Origin of the sequence: Streptomyces sp. AHU1 (assembly GCF_045343905.1) — a bacterium.
GTDB classification, from domain to species: Bacteria; Actinomycetota; Actinomycetes; order Streptomycetales; family Streptomycetaceae; genus Streptomyces; species Streptomyces triticiradicis.
The window spans coordinates 561672-581611 of sequence record NZ_CP174284.1; the positions used below are offsets into that span (position 1 = coordinate 561672).

17 protein-coding genes and 3 pseudogenes are annotated in these 19940 nt (G+C 65.9%); 13 read left to right on the forward strand and 7 right to left on the reverse strand.

From position 1 onward, the window contains the following. Positions 1–434: 434 nt before the first annotated feature. The 4 genes and pseudogenes from ACICHK_RS43305 to ACICHK_RS43320 all read left to right on the forward strand — a co-directional run bounded on the left by ACICHK_RS43305 (position 435) and on the right by ACICHK_RS43320 (position 4336). The gene (locus tag ACICHK_RS43305; RefSeq protein WP_406841830.1) at positions 435–2960 is read left to right on the forward strand and encodes a DnaB-like helicase C-terminal domain-containing protein; all 2526 of its coding nucleotides are present in this window, start codon (positions 435–437) and stop codon (positions 2958–2960) included. Beyond that, on the forward strand, positions 2960–3532 hold the full coding sequence (locus ACICHK_RS43310; protein ID WP_406841831.1) for a hypothetical protein: 573 nt from the start codon (positions 2960–2962) through the stop codon (positions 3530–3532). The genes ACICHK_RS43305 and ACICHK_RS43310 overlap by 1 nt, the downstream gene beginning before the upstream one ends. Positions 3533–3536: 4 nt before the next feature. Then, a pseudogene (locus tag ACICHK_RS43315) lies at positions 3537–3704 on the forward strand (transposase); the annotation flags it as partial. A gap of 62 nt (positions 3705–3766) precedes the next feature. Then, entirely contained in the window at positions 3767–4336 is a 570-nt protein-coding gene (locus ACICHK_RS43320; RefSeq protein ID WP_406841926.1) for an IS5 family transposase, read from the forward strand. Between the two features lie 551 nt (positions 4337–4887). Here the strand turns inward: ACICHK_RS43320 and ACICHK_RS43325 are convergent. From ACICHK_RS43325 to ACICHK_RS43340, 4 genes and pseudogenes are all read right to left on the reverse strand, one after another. After that, positions 4888–5976, reverse strand: a complete 1089-nt coding sequence (locus tag ACICHK_RS43325) for a HEPN-associated N-terminal domain-containing protein (RefSeq protein WP_406841832.1) — start codon at positions 5974–5976, stop codon at positions 4888–4890. A 288-nt stretch (positions 5977–6264) separates the two neighbouring features. Next, positions 6265–6387, reverse strand: a complete 123-nt coding sequence (locus ACICHK_RS43330; RefSeq protein WP_406841833.1) for a hypothetical protein — start codon at positions 6385–6387, stop codon at positions 6265–6267. Between the two features lie 127 nt (positions 6388–6514). Next, the gene (locus tag ACICHK_RS43335) at positions 6515–6736 is read right to left on the reverse strand and encodes a hypothetical protein (RefSeq protein ID WP_406841834.1); all 222 of its coding nucleotides are present in this window, start codon (positions 6734–6736) and stop codon (positions 6515–6517) included. A 36-nt stretch (positions 6737–6772) separates the two neighbouring features. Continuing rightward, positions 6773–7215, reverse strand: a pseudogene (locus ACICHK_RS43340) (transposase); the annotation flags it as partial. 798 nt (positions 7216–8013) lie between these two features. Between ACICHK_RS43340 and ACICHK_RS43345 the strand changes: the two are divergent. The 3 genes from ACICHK_RS43345 to ACICHK_RS43355 all read left to right on the forward strand — a co-directional run bounded on the left by ACICHK_RS43345 (position 8014) and on the right by ACICHK_RS43355 (position 11397). After that, positions 8014–10131, forward strand: a complete 2118-nt coding sequence (locus tag ACICHK_RS43345) for a ParA family protein (RefSeq protein WP_406841835.1) — start codon at positions 8014–8016, stop codon at positions 10129–10131. Then, positions 10128–10931, forward strand: coding sequence for a hypothetical protein (locus ACICHK_RS43350; RefSeq protein WP_406841836.1), 804 nt, complete (start codon positions 10128–10130; stop codon positions 10929–10931). Before ACICHK_RS43345 ends, ACICHK_RS43350 begins: the two co-directional genes overlap by 4 nt. Before the next feature lie 142 nt (positions 10932–11073). Further along, entirely contained in the window at positions 11074–11397 is a 324-nt protein-coding gene (locus tag ACICHK_RS43355) for a hypothetical protein (RefSeq protein ID WP_406841837.1), read from the forward strand. Here the strand turns inward: ACICHK_RS43355 and ACICHK_RS43360 are convergent. Beyond that, a pseudogene (locus ACICHK_RS43360) lies at positions 11389–12590 on the reverse strand (IS110 family transposase). The gene ACICHK_RS43355 and the pseudogene ACICHK_RS43360 overlap by 9 nt on opposite strands. A gap of 796 nt (positions 12591–13386) precedes the next feature. Between ACICHK_RS43360 and ACICHK_RS43365 the strand changes: the two are divergent. From ACICHK_RS43365 to ACICHK_RS43375, 3 genes are all read left to right on the forward strand, one after another. Continuing rightward, the gene (locus ACICHK_RS43365; protein ID WP_406841838.1) at positions 13387–13854 is read left to right on the forward strand and encodes a lamin tail domain-containing protein; all 468 of its coding nucleotides are present in this window, start codon (positions 13387–13389) and stop codon (positions 13852–13854) included. Between the two features lie 434 nt (positions 13855–14288). Then, positions 14289–14585, forward strand: a complete 297-nt coding sequence (locus ACICHK_RS43370; protein ID WP_406841839.1) for a hypothetical protein — start codon at positions 14289–14291, stop codon at positions 14583–14585. 358 nt (positions 14586–14943) lie between these two features. Next, the gene (locus tag ACICHK_RS43375) at positions 14944–15612 is read left to right on the forward strand and encodes an HNH endonuclease family protein (protein WP_406841840.1); all 669 of its coding nucleotides are present in this window, start codon (positions 14944–14946) and stop codon (positions 15610–15612) included. Between the two features lie 236 nt (positions 15613–15848). On the opposite strand, the gene ACICHK_RS43380 is transcribed toward ACICHK_RS43375, so the two are convergent. Further along, positions 15849–16466, reverse strand: coding sequence for a UDP-N-acetylglucosamine 2-epimerase (locus ACICHK_RS43380; RefSeq protein WP_406841841.1), 618 nt, complete (start codon positions 16464–16466; stop codon positions 15849–15851). Positions 16467–17188: 722 nt separating this feature from the next. After that, complete coding sequence (locus tag ACICHK_RS43385; RefSeq protein ID WP_406841842.1) at positions 17189–17662, reverse strand: DUF1348 family protein; 474 nt, start codon at positions 17660–17662, stop codon at positions 17189–17191. 120 nt (positions 17663–17782) lie between these two features. Here ACICHK_RS43385 and ACICHK_RS43390 point away from each other — a divergent pair, with 120 nt between their 5' ends. From ACICHK_RS43390 to ACICHK_RS43400, 3 genes are all read left to right on the forward strand, one after another. Then, complete coding sequence (locus ACICHK_RS43390) at positions 17783–18373, forward strand: TetR/AcrR family transcriptional regulator (protein ID WP_406841843.1); 591 nt, start codon at positions 17783–17785, stop codon at positions 18371–18373. Positions 18374–18632: 259 nt separating this feature from the next. Next, positions 18633–19373: an IclR family transcriptional regulator gene (locus ACICHK_RS43395; protein WP_406841844.1), complete on the forward strand. Its 741-nt coding sequence runs from the start codon at positions 18633–18635 to the stop codon at positions 19371–19373. Positions 19374–19422: 49 nt separating this feature from the next. Beyond that, a complete protein-coding gene (locus ACICHK_RS43400; RefSeq protein WP_406841927.1) occupies positions 19423–19752 on the forward strand; it encodes a putative quinol monooxygenase in 330 nt (109 codons plus the stop codon). Positions 19753–19940: the final 188 nt, after the last annotated feature.

Sequence of the window (19940 nt, forward strand, 5' to 3'; positions counted from 1 at the left end):
CCTCGACATGCCGGGCAAGGTCGCCGACTTCCTCCGCTTAGCCGAGCTGGAGCCCGCCGAGCGGGCCACACTCGACCAGGGCGACCGTGCGGCGCGGCCAGGGCTACATCCTGTGCGTGACCATCGCCCCCGCGGTGCCACCCCCAACTCCTCGCCCGCTGCCAGCCGCTCGACGGTGCCCAGGGTGTCCCCGCGGTCCCGGCCCAGTGCAAGGCCCGCCGCGAGTACGAGAACCGAGTCAGCGCACTTACACCCTGACCATGATCGTTTTTTAGTGCCACCCGCTGTACCGATGTCTCCCGGGGCCGAACCGTCAACTCACACCGATGGCCTTCACCAGTGAGTTAATTCCTCAGGAAAATGTGTGACTTCAATCAATTGGAGAGGTGGATTCTGGTATCTTTATAAGAGAGTTGAGCACCCTGGGAGGGTGAGTGAGTCGGCAGTACGACGAGACCGCGATGAATGCGACCGAGGCCCGCAACGCGCTCTACACCCTTGTGAAGTACGCCGAGCAGGAAGGGCGCACCACATTGATCCACAAGCACGGTGACCGTGCTCTACTGGCGCCCCTGGACCGGCTTCCCGTAGCCCGCAAAGCCGACGCGTTCCCGTCCCACGTGCTGAGCGCGGCACAAAAGGACTTCGGTGAACTCATCACGCTTGCCGCCCAGGGGCAACCGCAGGTGCTCCGGCGCAGCCGTACCCCAGTCGCTGTGCTACTCCCCGTCGACACCCCGTCAGGTGCTCCCTCGTCCGATAAGACCGCGCACGCCAGCGCAGGTCCCGCAGGAGGTGCGGTGAACAGCCAGGGAACTCAGAGTCGCGGCAGCGTGCCGCGCAGGCTCGCCACGCTGGGCGACACCATCGGTTCCGTGCTCAGCTCCGGACCGGTCGTCGGCCCCACATTCGGGCTGTCCGGACTGGACACCGCAATTGGCAGCCTACAGCCGGGGCGGCTGACCCTCGTCGCGGCCGCCCCGAACGTCGGCGGAAGCCTCCTGGGCCTGGCCGCCGCACGCACGACCGCGCTCGTCGAGCACCGTACCGTCCTGTACGCGGCGTCGGGACCGAACCGGGACGACGTCTTCCGCCGGATCCTCTCCGCGGAGACCGGGGGAGACTACCCGCGCCTGAAACAGGGCCGTCTCACCGGGCACGAGCAGCAGGTAGCCCATCAGCTGGTCCAGGCGGGCGATCTGCTGATGATCGATGACGGCAGCAACCTGACTGCCGAGGACATCGCGGAGACTGCCCCGCACATGGAGGGCTTGGCCCTCGTGGTCGTGGACCGCCTTCAGGCCAGCCACAGCCCGCGCCTGCCGCTGTCCGGGAAGCATCTCCCCGACGCCTCCCAGGTCCTGGCCTCCCTCGCGCGCACCCTGCACGTCCCGGTCCTCGCCATCGTGGACAGCGACGACCCCACGCTGCTCGGCCTCCTGGACGCCGACGTCCTGCTGACGCTTACCGCGACCACAGACCCCGGCAAAGTCCAGGTAACGGTGTCAGAACGGGACTTCGGAGTGATCGGCTCGGCGTACCTGTGCCCCGACCTACTGCACGCCCGTTTCCTCGACGCCAGCCCCGCCCCCGTCCCCAGTACGAGCGGCGAAGGCCAGGCCCAGAGTCTGGGCAGCACAGTGGAGCACGAATTGGCCGAAGCAGCACTCCCCTACACCTCCGGCGCCCGGCAAGGGCTGCCAGCTTCGGTCACGCATGTCCTGGCCGCGCTGCGCACTGCGCTGGCAAGCGGCGACCAGAAAGCCCTTGCCGAACTCGGGCCGTCCCTGGCCGAGACGGCTACGGCGCCGCAACGGCTGCCGGACGACGCCGAGGGACGCCGCCTCGCCGCCGCGCTGAACGCCTACAGCACCGCGGTGTCCGTCGGCGCTCCCGGGCCGCCCGCCGCTGCCCAGCCCGCAGCAGGCAGCGCGCACGTCCCGGACGACGAAGACGACACAGAAGCAGAAGTGGAGCTTCAGCCGGGCGATGAGGAGGACGAGCCGGAAGGCGCGCCCTTCCCCGCGCTGAAGCTCCTCAAAGACGCGGTGAAGCGTTCGAAGATGCACCCGATCCCGGTCATCCGCACCGAAGACCGGGACAGCGGTCCGTGGCCGCTGATCAGTGAGCATATGGACGGTGAGCCGCGCTGGGTCCATCCCGACGTCACCAGCACGCGCGTGCCCTACATCCGGGAGAACGGGAAGCGTGTCCGGCGTGATCAGCTCGATGTGCCCGACTCGTTCGGCGCGGGCGTGCTGTGCCTGATCGACCGCAACGGCAGCTTCCCGTCCGCGTGTTCGGCCGTCCCGCTCGCCCCGAACAAGCTCCTGCACACCGGCCCCCTTGAGGCGTACGACAAGGCCAGTGCCGGGATCTACCTCATCGATATCCCGGAGTGGAACCGCACTGACACGCCGCACCCGCTGGGACGGGCCATCGACCGGCCCGACGAGCAGGGCCGCGTCTGGGTCACCACCCCACACATCAGGCAGCTCGCGAAGCTCGTCCGCGAAGGCCACCTCCCGGCGATGCCGGCCATCCACGACTCCTGGACGGGCAAGGCTAACGAGTCCCTGTTCAAGCCCTTCTACGAGGCGTCCCGGAAAGCGCGTATCGAGCTCGTCCAGGTCGGCGGTCAGCCGTACAAGACGTACAAGACGCGGCTGTCGATCGCACTGCGTCTGCTGTGGCCCAAGCGCACGGAACAAAAGTCGCCATTCTGGCGGCCGGACTGGCGCATGAGCATGGTCGCCGAGGCCTCGGTCCGCCACTGGACCGTCGCGTTCAAGGCCGTACAGGAAGGCCACACGCTCGTCGCGCTGCGCAACGTCGACGCGGCCATCTTCTGGACACCCGACACCACCCCGCCCGCGACATACCGGATCGGGACCGGCTTCGGCGAAGTGAAGGCCAAATTCGTCCAAGCCGGCGAGATCATCCCCGAAGGTGACGACTGATGGCCGGCCCCACCGGATACGGCAACTCCCTCGGAGCCGCCCTCACCGACCTCCTGCGCGCTCAAGTCACCCCCCGCCACCAGCTCTCGTCGTACAACGCCAAGCACTGGCACGCCCAGCTCAGCCAGCTCACCAGAACCCACCGCGGCTACCAGGCCCTGGAAACAGCCGGCCTCGACGTGACCGCCAAGACCCTTCTCAACTGGCTGTCCGATCCCGAATACAACGTCCGGCGCAGCTACCGCGCCCTCATCCACACCGCCTACGAGAACGTCGCCATAGTCCCCGCCGACCCGATCCCCGACCACATCAAGCAGGGCCAGTACGAGATCAGCGGAGTCGTGAAAACCGGGGACGACGAACGCACCCGCGGCACCGTGGACGCTGCGCCCCTGCGGATCGACGGCAGCCGGGGCAACTGGGAGGTGATCGAGGAACTCTGGCTCGCCGGCGAACTCACCGACGACAAGTTCGAGGATCACTTCATCGACGACATCATCGTGGAAGACATCGGCGAAGGCACCGACGGATGGGAGTTCCCCGGCGCCTCGTACTCCGTCGAAGTGCGCTGACCGCCTGCCTGACAGCCTCAGGCGAGATTCGCAACGGCTTCGTTCACCTCCACGTCGTCATGGGAGCGGGATGGTCTACAAGATTCGGCCCGGGATCTCCTGGCGCGACCTGCCGGAGCACTACGGACCGTGGAAGACGGTCTGCACTTGCTTTCGCCGCTACGCCCTGGAGGGCGTGTTCACCTGGACATTGCAACAGGTCCAGGCACATGCCGACGCGGCTGACGATATCGACTGGCTCGTCCAGATCGACTCCACCGTCGTCCGCGCCCACCAGCACGCGGCCGCCACCAGCCAAAAAAGGGGACTCACCGGCCGAACGAACCGGATGATCACGCCCTTGGCCGATCACGGGGAAGCGTGACCACAAAGATCCACCTCGTCTGCGACGGCCGCAGACGACCTCTCACGGTCCTGCTGGCACCCGGTCAACGCAACGACAGCGTCTGCGTACGCCCCCTCCAGAAAGGGGATCCGGATCCCCCGCACCGGCCTCGGCCGGCCGCGTTGCAGGCCCGTCAGGTCATCGCGGATAAGACCTACAGCTCGCGTGAATACCGTGCCTACCTGTGCCGACGCGGCATCACACACCATCCCGGAAGAGACCGACCAGCAGCGACACCACCACAACCGCGGCCACCGGTATTCGACCGGCAGATCTGCCGCCGACGCAACCTCGCAGAGCGCTGCTTCAACCGCCTCAAGAGCTTCCGCGCCATCGCCATCAGATACGACAAGACCGCCACCTCCTACGAAGCAGCAGTCAGCCTCGCGTCACTCCTGCTCCGGGCAAGATCCGTTTGAAGACGGACCCTAGAACGCCAGGTAGACCCCCTGGTGTCGACGTACTCCCTTAGCTCAGTCCTCGTCGGCAGGGATCTCGCATGCAATGTGATCTTGGACGCGGACTGGGACAGCTACCCGCGAAAGCGGCATGCGGATCGACAGAGCCAGACCGCCGTAGATCAGCAGTGCGGGGGGAGCGCAGTCCAACGGCAAGCTTTGCACTCATCTGGCCTTGGCTGGATACGCAGCACTGACCCCTCACTTGGTGAGGTGCTTCCCGCACCGTTCAAGCCGTGCCCACCTGCCGACGTGACTCCGTCCGACCAGGCAACCCATGAGGCCGCATTACGTTCACAAGCTTCTGGACGCCTACAGCGCGAAGCACGGCATCGCCCTGGAGACGCTGCAACAAGCCTGCGGCCATGCGAAGGCCAGCCGCCACCTTTTTCACCAGTGGGCAGCCTTCTTCCGCGCCGAGCTGCTGTGGCGTAGAGCCTGCCGGCGACCGCCTTATCGCTGACGTGGTGTGCGGTGGGTGAGCAGTTTCTTCTGCCTCGGATGTCGTGTGGTCAGCTGTTGGCTTCGACCATTCGAACGGATCCGGGGACGAGCCCGAGGTGGGGCTTCGGCTGGGTGTCCCATCCTGTCGTCTGTTCCACGCAACGGCTGTTGTCGAGGTCAAACACCGCACAAGGTTGTTGGTTCAACGATGAGGTGTAGACCAGCCCCTGAATGGGGTCGTCCGGGTTGAAGACCTTGAGGAGGAACTCCGCGACCACCTGAGTCGGTACGTAGTCGATCTGGTCGTAGCCGTCCCGAACCGGCTGGGCCATCTGGGCAACGAACTGACGCAGAAACAGCAGGGTGCGCCGCTGGTAGCTGTACTCAGCGTCGAAGATCGACGGAATGCTTGGAAGCCGGGTGAAGTCGACCACCGTGCAACTGCGGGAAAGCTCGAAGGTTCCTATTGCCAGCCGTAGCTGCTCGCCGCGCGTCACCTCCTGCACGGCGGTGTCCTGATCGAATGCGCCGTAGAACATCGGGATTCCGGCGGGGCTCATTCTGTTGGAGGTTCGTGCGAACTTGCGGGGCGCGGTGCCGAGGTCGGCGGCGCACCAACCAGTTGCTGTCGTCACCTCGCTGTCCTGTACCTCGCGAGCGCGCCACAGCTTGGTGCCTGCGGGGATTTTCCGTACCAAGTCCAAGTCCAGGATGTGCTGACCGATCTGGTCAAGGATGCGTCCCGCAGGGATCTCCCCCCAGCGTTCCTCTTCCTGGTCGGCATCGTCGCGGCGGAGCCAGAAGACATACCTGGTTTTGTATTGGATCTGTTCGCAGAAGCTCTGCCAGCTGGAGGTGAGCTGGTCGTTGTAGCGCAGGAGCTGCCAGTTAGTCTCGGTCCACGTCTGGTCGCCGATTGCTTCGCAGACGGCCTCCCTGACTGCATCATTGGCGAAGGCGTCGTAGTACTCGTTTACCAGATCCCAGGTGTCCCAGGTAGTGGCGACGTGGTAGCCACCCTCCCCGCTGTCGTAAGGGACCCCTTCGTCGTCGGCGTTGCCGTACTCGGTTTTCAACCCCTCGACGAACGCTTCGGTGAGAATGTCCAGTTCCGCGGCAGGACTCTCGCCACAGAAGCTGCACTCCTTGTCGTCCAAGGCGGAATTCGAGATCATTTTCATGAGCACCGGGTCCCTAAGGCATCCTGCACACACATGGTCACTCCGAGAAGACCAGCCCTGCCCGAACTCCAGCTCCATTTGCTGCTTTGTCGCACCCATGCCCGGCAGCCTACGCGCGACAGCGGTCAAGTTCGTTCACCAGCCGTGCGGCGTAGTACCGAGCCGCAGCACAGGACCGGCGCGATTACTAGGTGAGCCGGGTGGTCGGACGCGCGTTATGCGATCGGGTGGGCGTTATGACCTGTCTGCGGCTTTGAAGCGGAATCAGAAGAGGCCGCCCTCTTCGTCGCGGGTGAGGCGGGGGCTGCGGATGTGATGCTCAGGGGTGAATCGTCGCTGGGCAGCGATGCTGAGGGTGCCGGTGTTGAGGGTACCGATGTACTGCATGCATTCTTCGTCCGTGACTACGGTCGCGAGGGCTCGTTCCGCCTGTCGTTCGTCTACGCCGTTGCAGAGATGGCCGTAAATGACTCCGTCGTGGGGAACTCTCCGGTTGGGGCGGGGATCCGGCGTTTCAGGCCGCCAGGATCTCCCGCAGCTCCTGGACGGCGCGTTCGTGGTGGTGCTGGGCGGGGATGGCTTTGTACAGGTCTAGGGCGCGGCATCGGACCAGGCCGGTAAGGCAGTCGGCGGGCAGTCCAGTCAAGATGGCGACGGTATGGCGGCACATCTGCTCGGTGTCGCCGTCGTGGTGGGAGCAGGTAGCGGCGTCGATGTTCAGCAGGGTGCGTGTCATGGCGATGGTCGGCGCGGACAGTTCCAGGGCCTGTCTTCAGTTGTGATCAATGGGCTTCAGGATGCTGCTGATCCAGATGGTCGCTGCGCGGAGATGGAGTCCGGCGAGGTAGCTCTCGGGCGTTTCGTCGTAGCGGATCGCGATGCCTCGCCAGTCCTTCATCCTGTTGATGGCCCGCTCGACCGTGTTGCGATCGCGATAGAGATCGGCGTCGTGAGTGACGGGCCTGCCACCCCAGCTGCCCTTCTTCCTGCGGTTGGCGGCCTGGTCCTTCTTCTCCGGGATGACCGCCTTGATGCGGCGTTTGCGCAGGTGGGCACGGTTGGCGCGGGAGAGGCAGGCCTTATCGCCGGCCACCGCGGCGGGCCGGGTGCGCGGGCGTCCGACGGGCAGACGGACCCGCACCTTGCTCAGCACCGGGACGAACTGGGGCTGTTGGCGGCCTGCCCGGCGGTCAGAAGAAGCAACGCCGTTCGGCAGCCAGGCGGGTGTAGATGCCGGGCAAAGCCTCGCCATCGTTCGTGGCCGCCGAGGTGGTGGCCACGTCCGTGATCACGTTCACGCTGCCGGAGGCAGACGTCTCAGTGACATGCGCAGCGAACCCCTTCCAGTTGATGATGTGCCCATGGCGAATACAGCGCGCCGCGGTGTTGTAAGGAGAGACGATTGCCGAGGAAGAGGACGGCAGCCTGTCGTCGTCAGCGGCGCGCTAGCGCAGGCAGCCTGCCGCGTCGCAGTAGTAGTTCTGCACGACGATCTGCCTCAGCACCTCAGCCTGCAGGCCCAGCCGGTAGCCCGCTTCGCGCTGGTGGAGGCGTTCCAGCAGGCGGCAGGCGTCGTTGCCGGCGGTAAGTATCCTGGTCCTGGGGCGGGTGAAGGTTTTGCCCAGGCGGAGCGGAGGGCCGTAGCGGCGCCCCCACTCCTCGTCGACCAGGCTGACCAGCAGGTGCCTGGCCGTGCGGGCAGCTTCTTCTCAGGATGGCGGACCGTGCTCCTGGCAGAGCTGATTCCTTGCCGATCGGACGTCACGCCGCAGCCGAAGGGCGATCCTTCGTACCGATCAGCAAGAAGCATCTCTTGTACGAGTTCTTGGGTCGGTCTGCGTGGATCGGTAGAGTGCGGGTTGGCAGACACTGCTGCCCCTGCCTGCACGACGCGGCCCGGACCCGCGAGTGCGTTCTCGGCGGAAAGACGCGAATCGCGACGTCAGTTGATAGGTGTTTGCTGGCGTCTGTCGGCGCGCCGGTCCGGGCAGTCGCGCTGCAGATTGGATGGGCGTGGCAGCGGAACGCGATATTGCCCGGCTGAGGCAGAAGTACACGGGCGAGGGCCGGGCCGTGGCGCTAGAGTGGTATAGGGCTCACGGGCTGCATCAGGGCCTGGTCCCAGATGCTGCGGACTGGGTACAGGAGCTGCTGGAGGGGGGAGTACTTCAAGCCCTGTCCCGCCCCACTTTCGACCCTGGCAAAGAGGTGTCGGCCGACACGCTGTTCGGTGTTGCCGCGGCGTCGCCGAGCGTAGATGCTCTGACCTTGTGGCTGGAGGAGGCCGACGTCCCTCTCATTCTTGCCCGCGTCCTGCCGTCTCAGGTGGGCCTGACGGTGTCGGGTGTGCCGTGGCTGCGCCCGTGGTTGAAGCCGGATGAGGACCTCGTGCTCGGGCTGATCGGCCAAAACGCGCGAATTACGGTGCGGGTCAAGCATGTGGTGGGGGAGGGACGTACTGCGCGGGTCCGGGCGTACAGGGCCGGACGCGAGGCCCTGGAGCAGGCCCATGCGTTGATTAGGACGGTGGGCGGGACCCCGTTGTGGACCACGCCACTCCCCCAGCCCGTGGAGGGAAGCCCACTCGAACTGCTGAGCCGTCCATTTGCTCTCGGCGAGGCCACGCGGTGGAGCCGCACGCTGCGAAGGCCCGGCTTGTTCGTTCAGCACCGGCTCGATGCGCGATCGTTGCCGCCATCGGTGGAAAAGCTCGAAGGACCGAGCCCGGCACGCATCGCACCACGGGCGGTGGGTCCAGCCCGGACGTCGGGCGGCAGCGTGGTTGCCGTGACGGCGGCCAACGGCCGTGGCGGGTCCGGCAGTACGACGACCGCTCTGGCCCTCGCGGGAGGGCTGGCGCGCTTGGGAAGCCGGGTGCTGCTGCTCGGCAGCGACGATCCCAGTAGCGCCATACAGCTGTTCGGAGACCAGCAGCCGCCCACGTTTACCGGCGCTGGATCACTGACCACGGGCCTGGTGCCATCCGATCCCGAAGAAGCCCGGAACATGGTCTCTCGCTCCCGGGACTTGCAGTACGACATTGTCGTTGTCGATGCCGGATGGCAGCATCGGTATCTGGTCGGCGACAGTGATCTCGTTTTGGCCGTGCTGACCGACCGTCTTTCCGGCGGCAGATCACTCTGGACTGACACGAAGGTCGTGGACGGGCGCCCAGAGTACGTGCGGATGTGGCAGTGGCTCGACGACGCGTACGTCCAGTGGAGGGCACCGGAACCAGATCCCGTCACAGTTTCGATGTCCTTCCTCGACAGGATGTTCGCCCTGTACGTCACCGCGCGTGCCGAGGACGGCAACGCGGCTGTCTACGACGCTTCCGACCTCGAGGGCATCGAGGAATGGTGGAGCGACTGGGAGCAGATTCAGTTCAACCTCTCCGCCCGCACGAGAATGGGCTCCTCGCATCACGACGACCACGATGAGGATGAGACCGTAGGCTGGCCGGTCGGGGAGCATGTGCCCCAGGAGGGCGGCGTCTTGGACGCCTGGCGAACCGACTTTCTGCAGTTCTTGCATGCTGAGGGGCTTGCCCGGCATCCGGACCATTGGGCGCGCGCCACGGCCGGATGGGCCAAGCGGCACCGCGAGCGCCTCGAGGCAGGCCTCGCACCTGGAGAACAGACCGAGGACGAATGGTCGGCGATCCTCAAGGCGTTCCTCGCGGACACTGAAACCAACGCCGTAAAGGAGTGGGGACTCGCTCCATGGGAGAAGCACCGATCGCGCTGGGCAATCGCGTTCATCCATGACGACGATCTACTCGAACCATTCAAGGACCTCATCGAGTACGAGGAAACCCCCCGAAAGGGAACGGCCATCGCGCACGACCTGGCCAGCCAGATCCGCGAACTGCCGCCAATGCCGGTCCTCGGCGTACTGAACCGCGCCCCTCATGACGTAGACGCGGGCCAGCTCAGTGACACTGCATCAGCACTCACCGCGCACGGTCTAACAGGACTCGTGGTCCTGCCTGACCTGATCGAGTGGCAGATGCTGTGGCACGATCCAAGCACTCTGGCCACACCCCCACCGCGAGCCGCGACCACCTCCCTGGCACTGGCGCGCTCCGTGACGAAACAGCTCCCACAGCGCGTGAAGGGAGAGCAGGCGTGAACTCGCACTCAGAAAAGCTCATGTGGACTCGCGAGCAAAACCTCTCCGCTTACGAGGCACGCGCGCTGCGTAACAAGGTCCAGGTGATACCCAGCGCGATCAAGGCCTACCTCACCGACCACGATGTCAGCGAAGCCTTGGCTATCCACCAGATGCTCCAGCTGGTCGAAGAAGCAGCGTTCCACGGCGACGTCCAGACCAAGCCCGCCGAGGAACTGATGCGGCTTGCCCTGCCTCGGCGTATCGGCCGATACCACGTCATGATCGACACCCGGACGCTCAGGCTTTTCGCCTACAGCAACCACTCCGGAACACAGACGTGGATGGCGGCCCGCACACTCGCCGACAGCGCGAGCGCGGCCGCCGCCCAGCTGATGCAGGAACAGAAAAAGGCACGCTGGCGCCGTCCGAAGTCGCTACTACCGTGCCTGACCTGGGACGGTAATCTCGTCAGTCTCCCGGAACCTGCAGTCTCCTTGCGCAGATGGCATCACCTGCGTCAGGTGCAAGTCGCAAACATGGTGATTCGTAGGGCGGTGCCCGACTGTGTGTACTTCTCCACCGTGCCAAACGGCGAGCGGTTGACGTTAATCCGCACACAGTTGGAGTTCCTCCTGGAGCGGGTCTCGCAACGTCACGTCGCGTGGCACCCCGACAGCGTCACTCTCGAAGACGGTCCGATCGCCTGGCACCTGCGCTGCGATGGCCGGCTGTTGGAGCAGATCACCGTCCGGCGCGGCTACGCCGCAGCACGGCATGGCGGTATTGGAGGTGGTGTAAGCCGCGCCGGACAGCGGTAGTCAGGCCTTTGGGGTCGGTGAACGCGCGGTTGGCCGGGGTGGTGCGTCGCAGGACCGACCAGATGCCCTCAACCGGGTTGAGGTCAGGTGCTGCGGGGGTGCCCCTATCTCTTTGGTCAAGGTGCTGAGCCAGGATGGCGGCATGACGACCTGGTTCCGCACCTACTACGAGGACGAAGATCTGTGGCTGTATTTCGAGGCCGATGGTGAAGGTCGGGCAGCACGGCAGGTTGAAGTCCGCAGGCAGGAGTCGCGTCCGGTGACGGCGGCCTCTCTGGAAGAGGTGCTGCACTTGCGTGATCATGCCGATCTCGCCGCCATGTTCAGCTATGAACGGCAGTTCGGGGTCCTCGCTGAAGGTCCGATGGACAGCTGGCAGGACCAGCCCGGAGCGGCCGAGATCTCTGCGGAGGAGTTCGAGCGGGTGTGGACCGAGGCCCGCCAGGTTCTCGGCAATTCAAGCTGATCTGGCGGGTTGAGGATCATAGAAGGTTCCGTCGCTGAGCATGGCGAACAGGACGTCGGCCCGGCGTCTTGCGAGGCAGAGCAGGGCCTGGGTGTGGTGCTTTCTCTGGGCTATTTTCTTGTCGCAGTAGGCCCGCGATGCCGGGTCGCCCAAGGCCGCGAACACGGAGAGGAAGAAAGCTCGCTTGAGCTGCTTGTTTCCTCTCCGTGAGGGCTGTTCGCCACGGATCAAGGACACGGAACTGCGGGTCGCGGGGGCGAGACCGGCGTAGGCAGCGAGGTGGCCCGCGGTCGGGAAGGTGCTGCCGTCACCGACCTCGATCAGGATCCGAGCTTCGGTCCTGACGCTGACTCCTGGCATCGACGTCAGGACCTTCGAAAGAGGGTGGGTCTCCAGGAGTTCCTCGATCCGCCCGGCCAGCAGTTTGCGCTGGTCAATCACGGCCGTCAGAGAGCCAGCCAGGCTCGGGACGATCAGCGCGGCCGCCTCGGTCCCCGCAACCGTGACGGTCTGCTCGTCCAGCGCGATGAAGATGTCCCCGACCAGGCGCTCGGCCATCCTGGGGGCCTTCGGTCGTAACAGCGTGACGAGCCGTCGCCGCCCAGCCTTGCGGATCTTAGCCGGTGACCCGAACCGCTCCAGCAGCATCAGGACAGCTGGGTGCTGCAACCGCGACCCCAAAACCCGCTCCAACGACGGATGGATCTGCGTGAGCAGGCCGTGGAGCCGGTTCGCGACCCTGGTGGCCTCGCCGGCCAGGTCGTCGTCGAACCCGACGATCATCTCCAGCTCGACGATCGTCTCGTCCTCGCCGTCGATCGCTCGCAGCGTGTGCGGCATCGCTCGGGCTGCGTCCGCGATGATGAACGCGTCCTTCGCGTCGGTTTTGGCCTCGCCCGGGTAGAGGTCGGCGATCCGCCGCATCGTCAGCCCGGGAGGTAGGCGACCGGGCAGCCCATGTCCCGGGCGACCGCCAGCGGGAGGGCCCCGATCGAGGCCGGCTGGTCGACCACGACCAGCACCGTCCCGTGCTTGGCCTTCAGCTTCGCGAACAGTTCGCGCAGCTTTGGCTTGGTGTTGGGAAGACGCTTGTCGAAGGCCTTCATCCCGGCCGGGGTGACGGCGGTGGCGTGGTGTTCGCCCTTGCCGACGTCCAGGCCGAAAAAGACGTCGATGTCGCCGGTATCGATCACGTGCAGGCCCCTCCATCACGCTTTCGTCCGGCCTGCCACGACACCGAGGTACCACACCCACGTTACGGAGAGCTTTTCCGGCTCGGGTGAAGCCGACGCTCAAGCCCCTCATCAGCGATTCGTCGATGCCTCCGAGCCCGGTGACACCACCCCCGGATCATCAACAACAGGAGGGGGGAGTCATGCCGGACCCGAAGGCCGGAAGCCCCATTGCGGAGCCACGAAAACGGTAACGGGGGTGCGCGCGTGCGTGGCACTGGCCTGCTGCACTGATCTGGGCATACGCTGCGATTGATCTTGAGCTGGTCGGCGGAAGTCGCACCGGTGGGTGATGCGTTGGTGGTCCAAGGAAAGACGTCCCGCTTCCTGCGGGGAGATGCAGGTGCAAGGCCTGCCCGGCGCTCTGTGAAGACCCTGTCCCGTTCCGCGGGGCAGGGTCTTTTTCGTCGCCTCGAGCCACAGGCCGGACAAAGGGGCTGTTACTCACTTTCGGGTGACAGCTGGGCATTCGATGGGGTGGCAGTGTCAGGCGGCAGGGCCGGATGGCCAAGCGCTGCAGGTCTGTTGAAGCCCGACCTGCGTCAACTTCGTGCACCGGCAAAATGAATGGCTATTGCATTCAAGTGTCACGGTGGCGCGGTTGATCGGTAACGCCCCGCGGATCGCGTTCACTTTCCAGCAGCCCTACGGGCAGGGTGTGAATGCGCGGCCGGCCGGCCGCCACCCACACACCGCACAACCTGGCACCCAACATGGCGTTTTGAGGTTGTGCCCGCACGATGCAGGGGGATTCCCGATGACCGTATCCACGTCTGCCCGCCGCCTCACCGCCGCCGCACTGAGTGCTGCGGCCGTCACCGCCGCGATCACGGTCCCGGCATCTGCCGCCGACCCCCGCCCCTACCGCCAGGCGGTGGAGATCAGCCAGGTGCAGTACGACTCCCCGGGCCGTGACGACCGCTCCAACCGTTCCCTGAACCAGGAATGGGTGGAGATCACCAACAACAGCCGCCACAGCGTGAACCTGGACGGCTGGACCCTGGAGGACACGGACGGCCACACCTACACCTTCGATCACTACCGACTCGGCCGCCGCTCCACCGTCCGCGTCCACACCGGCATCGGCCGCGACAGCCGCACCGACCTGTTCCAGGACCGCCGCGCCTACGTGTGGAACAACGACCGTGACCGGGCCATCCTGCGCAACGACCACGGCCGCTTCATCGACGCCTTCTCCTGGGGCCGCCGCCACTTCCACCACTGACCGGACCTGAACCATCGCCGTTCGCCCGGTCCGCTCCTCGCCGGGCGAGCGGCGGTGAAGCCGGGGTGGGCCGGGCAGGTCACCTGCGGCCCGTCCCACCGTCCTGTCCGGAACTGCGGGAGCAAGTTCGGTGACGGCCGGTGGGCCGTTGTACGGGATTGCAGCACGGCGCGCGAGGTGCACCCGCACTGGTGCGAGAACTGCCAGAATCAGGCTGCCGCTGCTGAACAGCAGCCTGAAGCCGGCGAACGCGAGGACCAAGCAGGTCACCGTCGGGAGACGGAAGCCTGGCAGGCTGCGAAGAAGGTCGGCGGCTGGTCCGGACACCGGCGCACCTGATCCGGTCCATGGCAAGGTGCAACGATCGGCCATGCGAGCAGACTCGAGGTGCTGGGGGAGCTCGCGTTGTCGGTGGCGGCTGCAACGCTGATCAGATGAACGGCAATGAGCAGATGCTGAACGGTCGGGTCTACGGTGCTGACCATGAGGACCCCAATCCTGGCCCGCTCCCGTGCCGGTCCTACGCCGCATTGATCGGCGGACCGCTGGACGGCCTGCTGCTGGACATCCACGGATGGCGGAGCGAGGAGGTCGACGACGGCGTGGCCCTGCCCACCGAACTCGGTCGGTGGCCCGGAGGCCGTGCCCTGTACGACCCGCACCTCAGCGAATCCCGCATGCCTGGCCCGGGTGTGACGTGCCGTTTCTACTACTCCGGCGATACACCCTGACCGCAGCCACACCCTTGCTGCCGCCCCGGCCACGACCGGCCGACCCGCCGCTGGCCCGCTGACTGGCACCGGCTCGCTACATCTGCCTTTGGTAGCCGTCCCGCGATGTCGGCCGACCATGTGCGAGGCGAAGCTCTGGTCAACGGTGATCGCAGAGGACAGGTCCGTGCCGTTCTGCCGGGCATCCCGCTCAGCGACGGCGTTGGCGAGAGGGGATGACCGGCCCGGACCACGCACGAGGGTGAGCTGCAAGGGGCAGGGCGGAGCTGTGCTGCACGGGGTGGTGGTTTGCCGCATTCGGGTGAGTGGTGGTGGCGCCGTCGCGGGGTGATCGTTTCTGCTTCGGTAGTCATGCCGCATGACGATCAAGAAGAGGACGCTGATCTGCGCGCTGGCCGCGGTGGCGCTGGCCGGTGGCCTGCCTGCGGCTGCGGCTGCGGCACAGGTCCAGGAACCGGCCCGGGTGGGGAGTGTGCGCGAGTTGATCGCTGAGCTCCCTGTGGCGGAGGAGGTCAGGACCGGCTACGAGCGCAGCAAGTTCCGTCATTGGATCGACGCCGACAAGGACGGCTGCAACACCCGCATGGAGGTGCTGAAGGACGAGGCGGTCGAGGCGCCGACCCAGGGCGTCAACTGCGCCCTCAGCGGCGGCCAGTGGTTCAGCTATTACGACGATGTCCTCGTGAGCGGGGCGTCCGGCCTGGACATCGATCACATGGTGCCGCTGGCGGAGAGCTGGGACTCCGGTGCCTATGACTGGACGCCCGAGCGCAGGCAGGCCTACGCCAATGATCTGGGGTGGTCCCGTTCCCTGGTGGCGGTGACGGCCCGGACGAACCGGCAGAAGGCCGATCAGGACCCCAGTACCTGGATGCCGCCGGCTGCCGATGCCCTGTGTCACTACGTGGCCGACTGGGTGAGCGTCAAAACGCGCTGGCAGCTCAGTGTGGATGCCGCAGAGCTGCAGGCGCTGCAACAGGCCGCGGCAGAGTGCCCGGACGAGGAACTGGCCGTGCCACTGGCCTGAGATGCCCCGCAGCCCCGTCCCGCGACCGGAACCAACACCAGCAAGGGCTCATGTCCGGGTTTGCCAAACGAACGGCTCTGGCTCACCTCCGGGACGCTGCTGGTCTTCGAGTCGGGCGCGGACGGTCTCGACGTCTCCGTCCTGGAGATCGATGAAGGGTCGCATGTTCGCCGTGGCTGTCGTTGGCGACGACGGCATTGGCGGCGAAGCTGCCCGGCGTGAGCACGGCAGCCGGATCATGCGTGAGCGTCAGCGAATTTTGCGGGCTGCCATTCCGCGGGCCGGTCGGTGTGGCCGAGCAGCCATCCGCACGCGGCGGCGCAGCGTTCGCCGGCGCGGCCGTCTCCGTAGGGGTTCGGGTATGGCCGGGGCTGGTCGTCATCACCGGGGTCGTGGTGGTCGTGGGCGAGTTCGTCTTTCGCTGCTGCCACGATGTCTGTTTCGCGGGTTTCGACCAGCCGGGCCACCCGTTGCTGTAGTTCTTCGATTCGTTCGGTGTTCTCTCGTGTGACGAGGACGGGCAGTCCGAAGGCGGCTGCTTCTTCCTGGATTCCGCCGGAGTCGGTGATCACCAGCCGGGCGCGGCTGAGCAGTCGGCTGAAGGTGACGGTCAGGCGCCCGCAGAGACTAGCGCCGGCGCGTCCGCCCAGGAACAGGGCGATGTCGGTGAGCTGAGTGGTGAGGGTATTCGTGCGGCGTGCGTGTCGACGCGTTAGGTCCGGGATCTGCTCGGCGAAGGTTCGACGTCCGCAACTGATGTTGCTGCACAGGAGACGACGTGCCTGCAGGTCCAGTCGCACCTGCCGACCAGCAACGGGACGGTTCACCAGACATAGCTGGTAGTAGCAGTGCACTCGCGAGGATCTTCATCCACATCCCGGGCAGACGGCCGGACTCCATCGTGGACCGCACGGCAAGACGGACCTCAGCGTCCCCAAGAACAACCTCTTGTACCTCGACTCCGGCCACCTGAAGAAGGAGGTCAGCGAGGTGAACCACATCCCCCACGCACAGGTGATGCCCGCCTGCTCATGATCGTCACCCCACCCCAAAAAATCAGCGACAGAGCCCGGAAAGTGAGCCAGAACCCGGAAAGCGAGTCAGAACCCAAACTCGTGAACAAAGCCAGGTGCACGAAGACACGCATCACACCCTTGAAGACCGTATGTGATGGTGATGTTCCCTGTGAGGTGGACGGATCCCGGCCCGGGGGAGAGGAGGACGGCTTTGATACGCGGGCTGCACTGCGGTTTGCGAGCGGCCAGCGCGCACGGGGATGCAACGCGTGGGCGGGTGCCTGCCCTCCGCTCTCGGTATCCGCCGACGACGTAGCTGCTTTGTGGCTGCGGCGGGCAGCCGCTGGGCGGTTCCTGGTCGGCCAGGCCTTCCGGAAGTTGGGGCAGTGAGCGGAAAGGCGGCGAGGCTGAGACCATGATGACTGCGCTGGGCCTCCCGCCCGTTCACCTCCCAACTGCCGCGTGAGGGGGTACCTTTCACCGGCAGCCCTGTATGGGAACCTGCGTGCGGTGCGCAGTGTCTGCCTCGGGCGGCAGACGTAAAGGCGCGAAAGCGCAGGTCAGAAGCCGAGGTCGCTGAGGCTGGGGTGGTCGTCGGGGCGCCGGCCCAGTGGCCAGAAGTACTGGCGCTCCGACTCGTCGATCGGCAGGGTGTTGATGGATGCGTGGCGGGTGTGCATCAGCCCGTGCTCGTCGAACTCCCAGTTCTCGTTGCCGTAGGAGCGGTACCAGTTGCCGGCGTCGTCGCGGTGCTCGTACGCGAAGCGCACCGCGATGCGGTTGCCGTCATAGGCCCACAGTTCCTTGATCAGGCGGTACTCGTGTTCGGTGTTCCATTTGCGCTTCAGCAGCGCGACGATCTCTTCCCGGCCGGTGGCGAACTCCGAGCGGTTGCGCCAGCGAGAGTCGGCGGTGTAGCCCAGCGACACCTTCTGCGGGTCGCGGGAGTTCCACGCGTCCTCGGCCAGGCGGACCTTCTCGATCGCGCTTTCCCGCGTGAACGGCGGTACCGGCGGGCGGGTCGTGTCGGTCATGTCGGCTCCTCGATACGGACTCGTAGATGAGGCGGAGGAGTCCCACCTCAACGGAAGAACGATCGTTCTCTCCCTGTCCTGTAGAGTAGAGAACGATGGTTCTCCGCGCAAGGGGTGGACATGCTGGACCGTGAGACAGCGCAGGAACAGGTACTGAAGGCAGCCGAGGAGCTCTTCTACGCCCAGGGCATCCAGGCTGTGGGCATGGATGCGGTCCGCAGCGCCTCCGGCGTCTCGCTCAAGCGCCTCTATCAGCTGTTTCCCTCCAAAGAAGCACTCGTGCTGCGGTTCTTGCAGCGGCGGGACACCTCGTGGCGCCAGGCCCTCGCCCGCTACGTTGACACGCACGCCACACCGGACGAGCAGGTCCTCGCCGTGTACGACTGGCTGCACCAGTGGTTCTCGGAACCCGGCTACCGCGGGTGTGCCTTCATCAACTCTTTCGGCGAGCTCGGCGGAACCTCACCCGACGTCGCCGATCAGGCACGGCACCACAAACAAGCCTTCCGCGACTACCTCGCCAGCCTTGTCGCGGCCGCCGGTCGACCGGAAGAGCTCGCCGACCAGCTCAACCTGCTAGCCGAAGGGGCCATCACCACATCCGCCATCACCGGCACTCCCGAGCCCGCGCGCCAGGCACGCGAGGCAGCACACCTCCTCCTGCAAGCGCACCAGCAGACGAAGAAGACCGACGCTCGGCTCACTCGCTGAACTGGCAGCACTGTCCGCAGCGCCAGACGCCTTCACACAGCGCTAGCCACCGGTCACCGAAACAGGTCCACAACGTGAGCAGGCGGAAGGCACCCCCTCGGCTGCTACAGGCGGTCGCTGAGATGAGGCGCCCGCGACGCTCAGCGGGCCCCAGCACGGCCCGATGCGAACCCGTCGGGCAGCCGATGTCGGCCGGACAGAGCCAGCAGAAGGGGGCCATGCCCTCGAAGCTCAGCACGGCCCGAAGGGAATGACAGCCATGACCAGCCCACAGTCTGTTGACCGCGCGCTGACCCTGATGAATGCCGTCATCGACGCGCCACAGCCCCTCAGCGCGAAAGCACTCGCCCGCCTCGCCGACTGCTCCCTGTCAACGACCTACCACCTGCTGGGGCCGCTGATCGCGCACGGCTACCTGGCCCGGGGACCTCAGGGGTACAGCCCCGGCCCGCGCACTCCTGCGCTGCACCGTTCCTTCCGACGGCATCTCGGGGCCGATGATCACGCAATTGGCATGCTGCTGACGCTGGTAGCGCGGATCACTGGAGCCGAGGCGTACTTCACCGCCTACCACGACGGCCAGATCACCGTCGTCGACACCAGCGAACGTCTCACCGCAGAGGACAGCCCCTGGACAGTGGGACCAGAGACCAAAGCCCACGCCACCGCACACGGCAAAATGCTGCTGGCATCACTGTCTCGGGCCGCCCGCCGCCGCTACCTCACCGGCCATGGCATGGACCGTCTCACCGATCGCACCATCACCGACGAGGAACGCTTCGAGGCTGAGGCCGCCGGCATCCGACGCCGGGGCGTCGCAGTCTCCATCGGCGAGGTCGACCCCGCCCACACCTGCATCGCCGTACCGCTGCCTCATCGTGCGGACCGCGCACTCTCCGTCGCACTCCCCCTACGGGATTTCCGAACCCGCAGTGGCCAGATCAGCTCACTCCTCGTTCATGCCGCAGCCTCGTTCCCCTTTCCGGCAGCGCCGGAATGACAGGCGGTGCCGCTCGTAACCGATCAACGTGCGGGCCATGCTGAACACCATGATCTTCATAGCCGTACGCTTCACCGTCCGTCACGAACGCACTGACGACTGGCTGTCCCTGGTCAGCCCGTTCACGCAGGCCACCCGCGCGGAGCCGGGCAACCTCTTCTTTCGCTGGTCCCGTGACGTTGACGATCCGCACACCTTCACGCTGCTTGAAGGCTTCGTGGATGACACGGCAGGCGCTGTCCACGTGCAGTCCGACCACTTCAGGGCAGGGCTTGCCGCGATGGCCGACGCGATCGCCCGGACACCCGAACTCATTCATGCGAACCTTCCCGAGCAAGGTGGATGGAGCCTGATGGCCGAGTTGGCCCCGGCCAACTGACGCCCCTCGCCTTGACCCGAAGTTGCCTCTTCGCCCGACTCGCATGGAATCAGGACACTGGATGCCGCCACGGGTGATGCACGCACGAAAGTGTTCTTTCCCAAGGCGCGCACGAACGTCCGGGAGGATCCGCCCACCCTCTCCGCACTGCCCGGAACCCGACTGTGCTTTCGCCTTTGAGTCTGTCC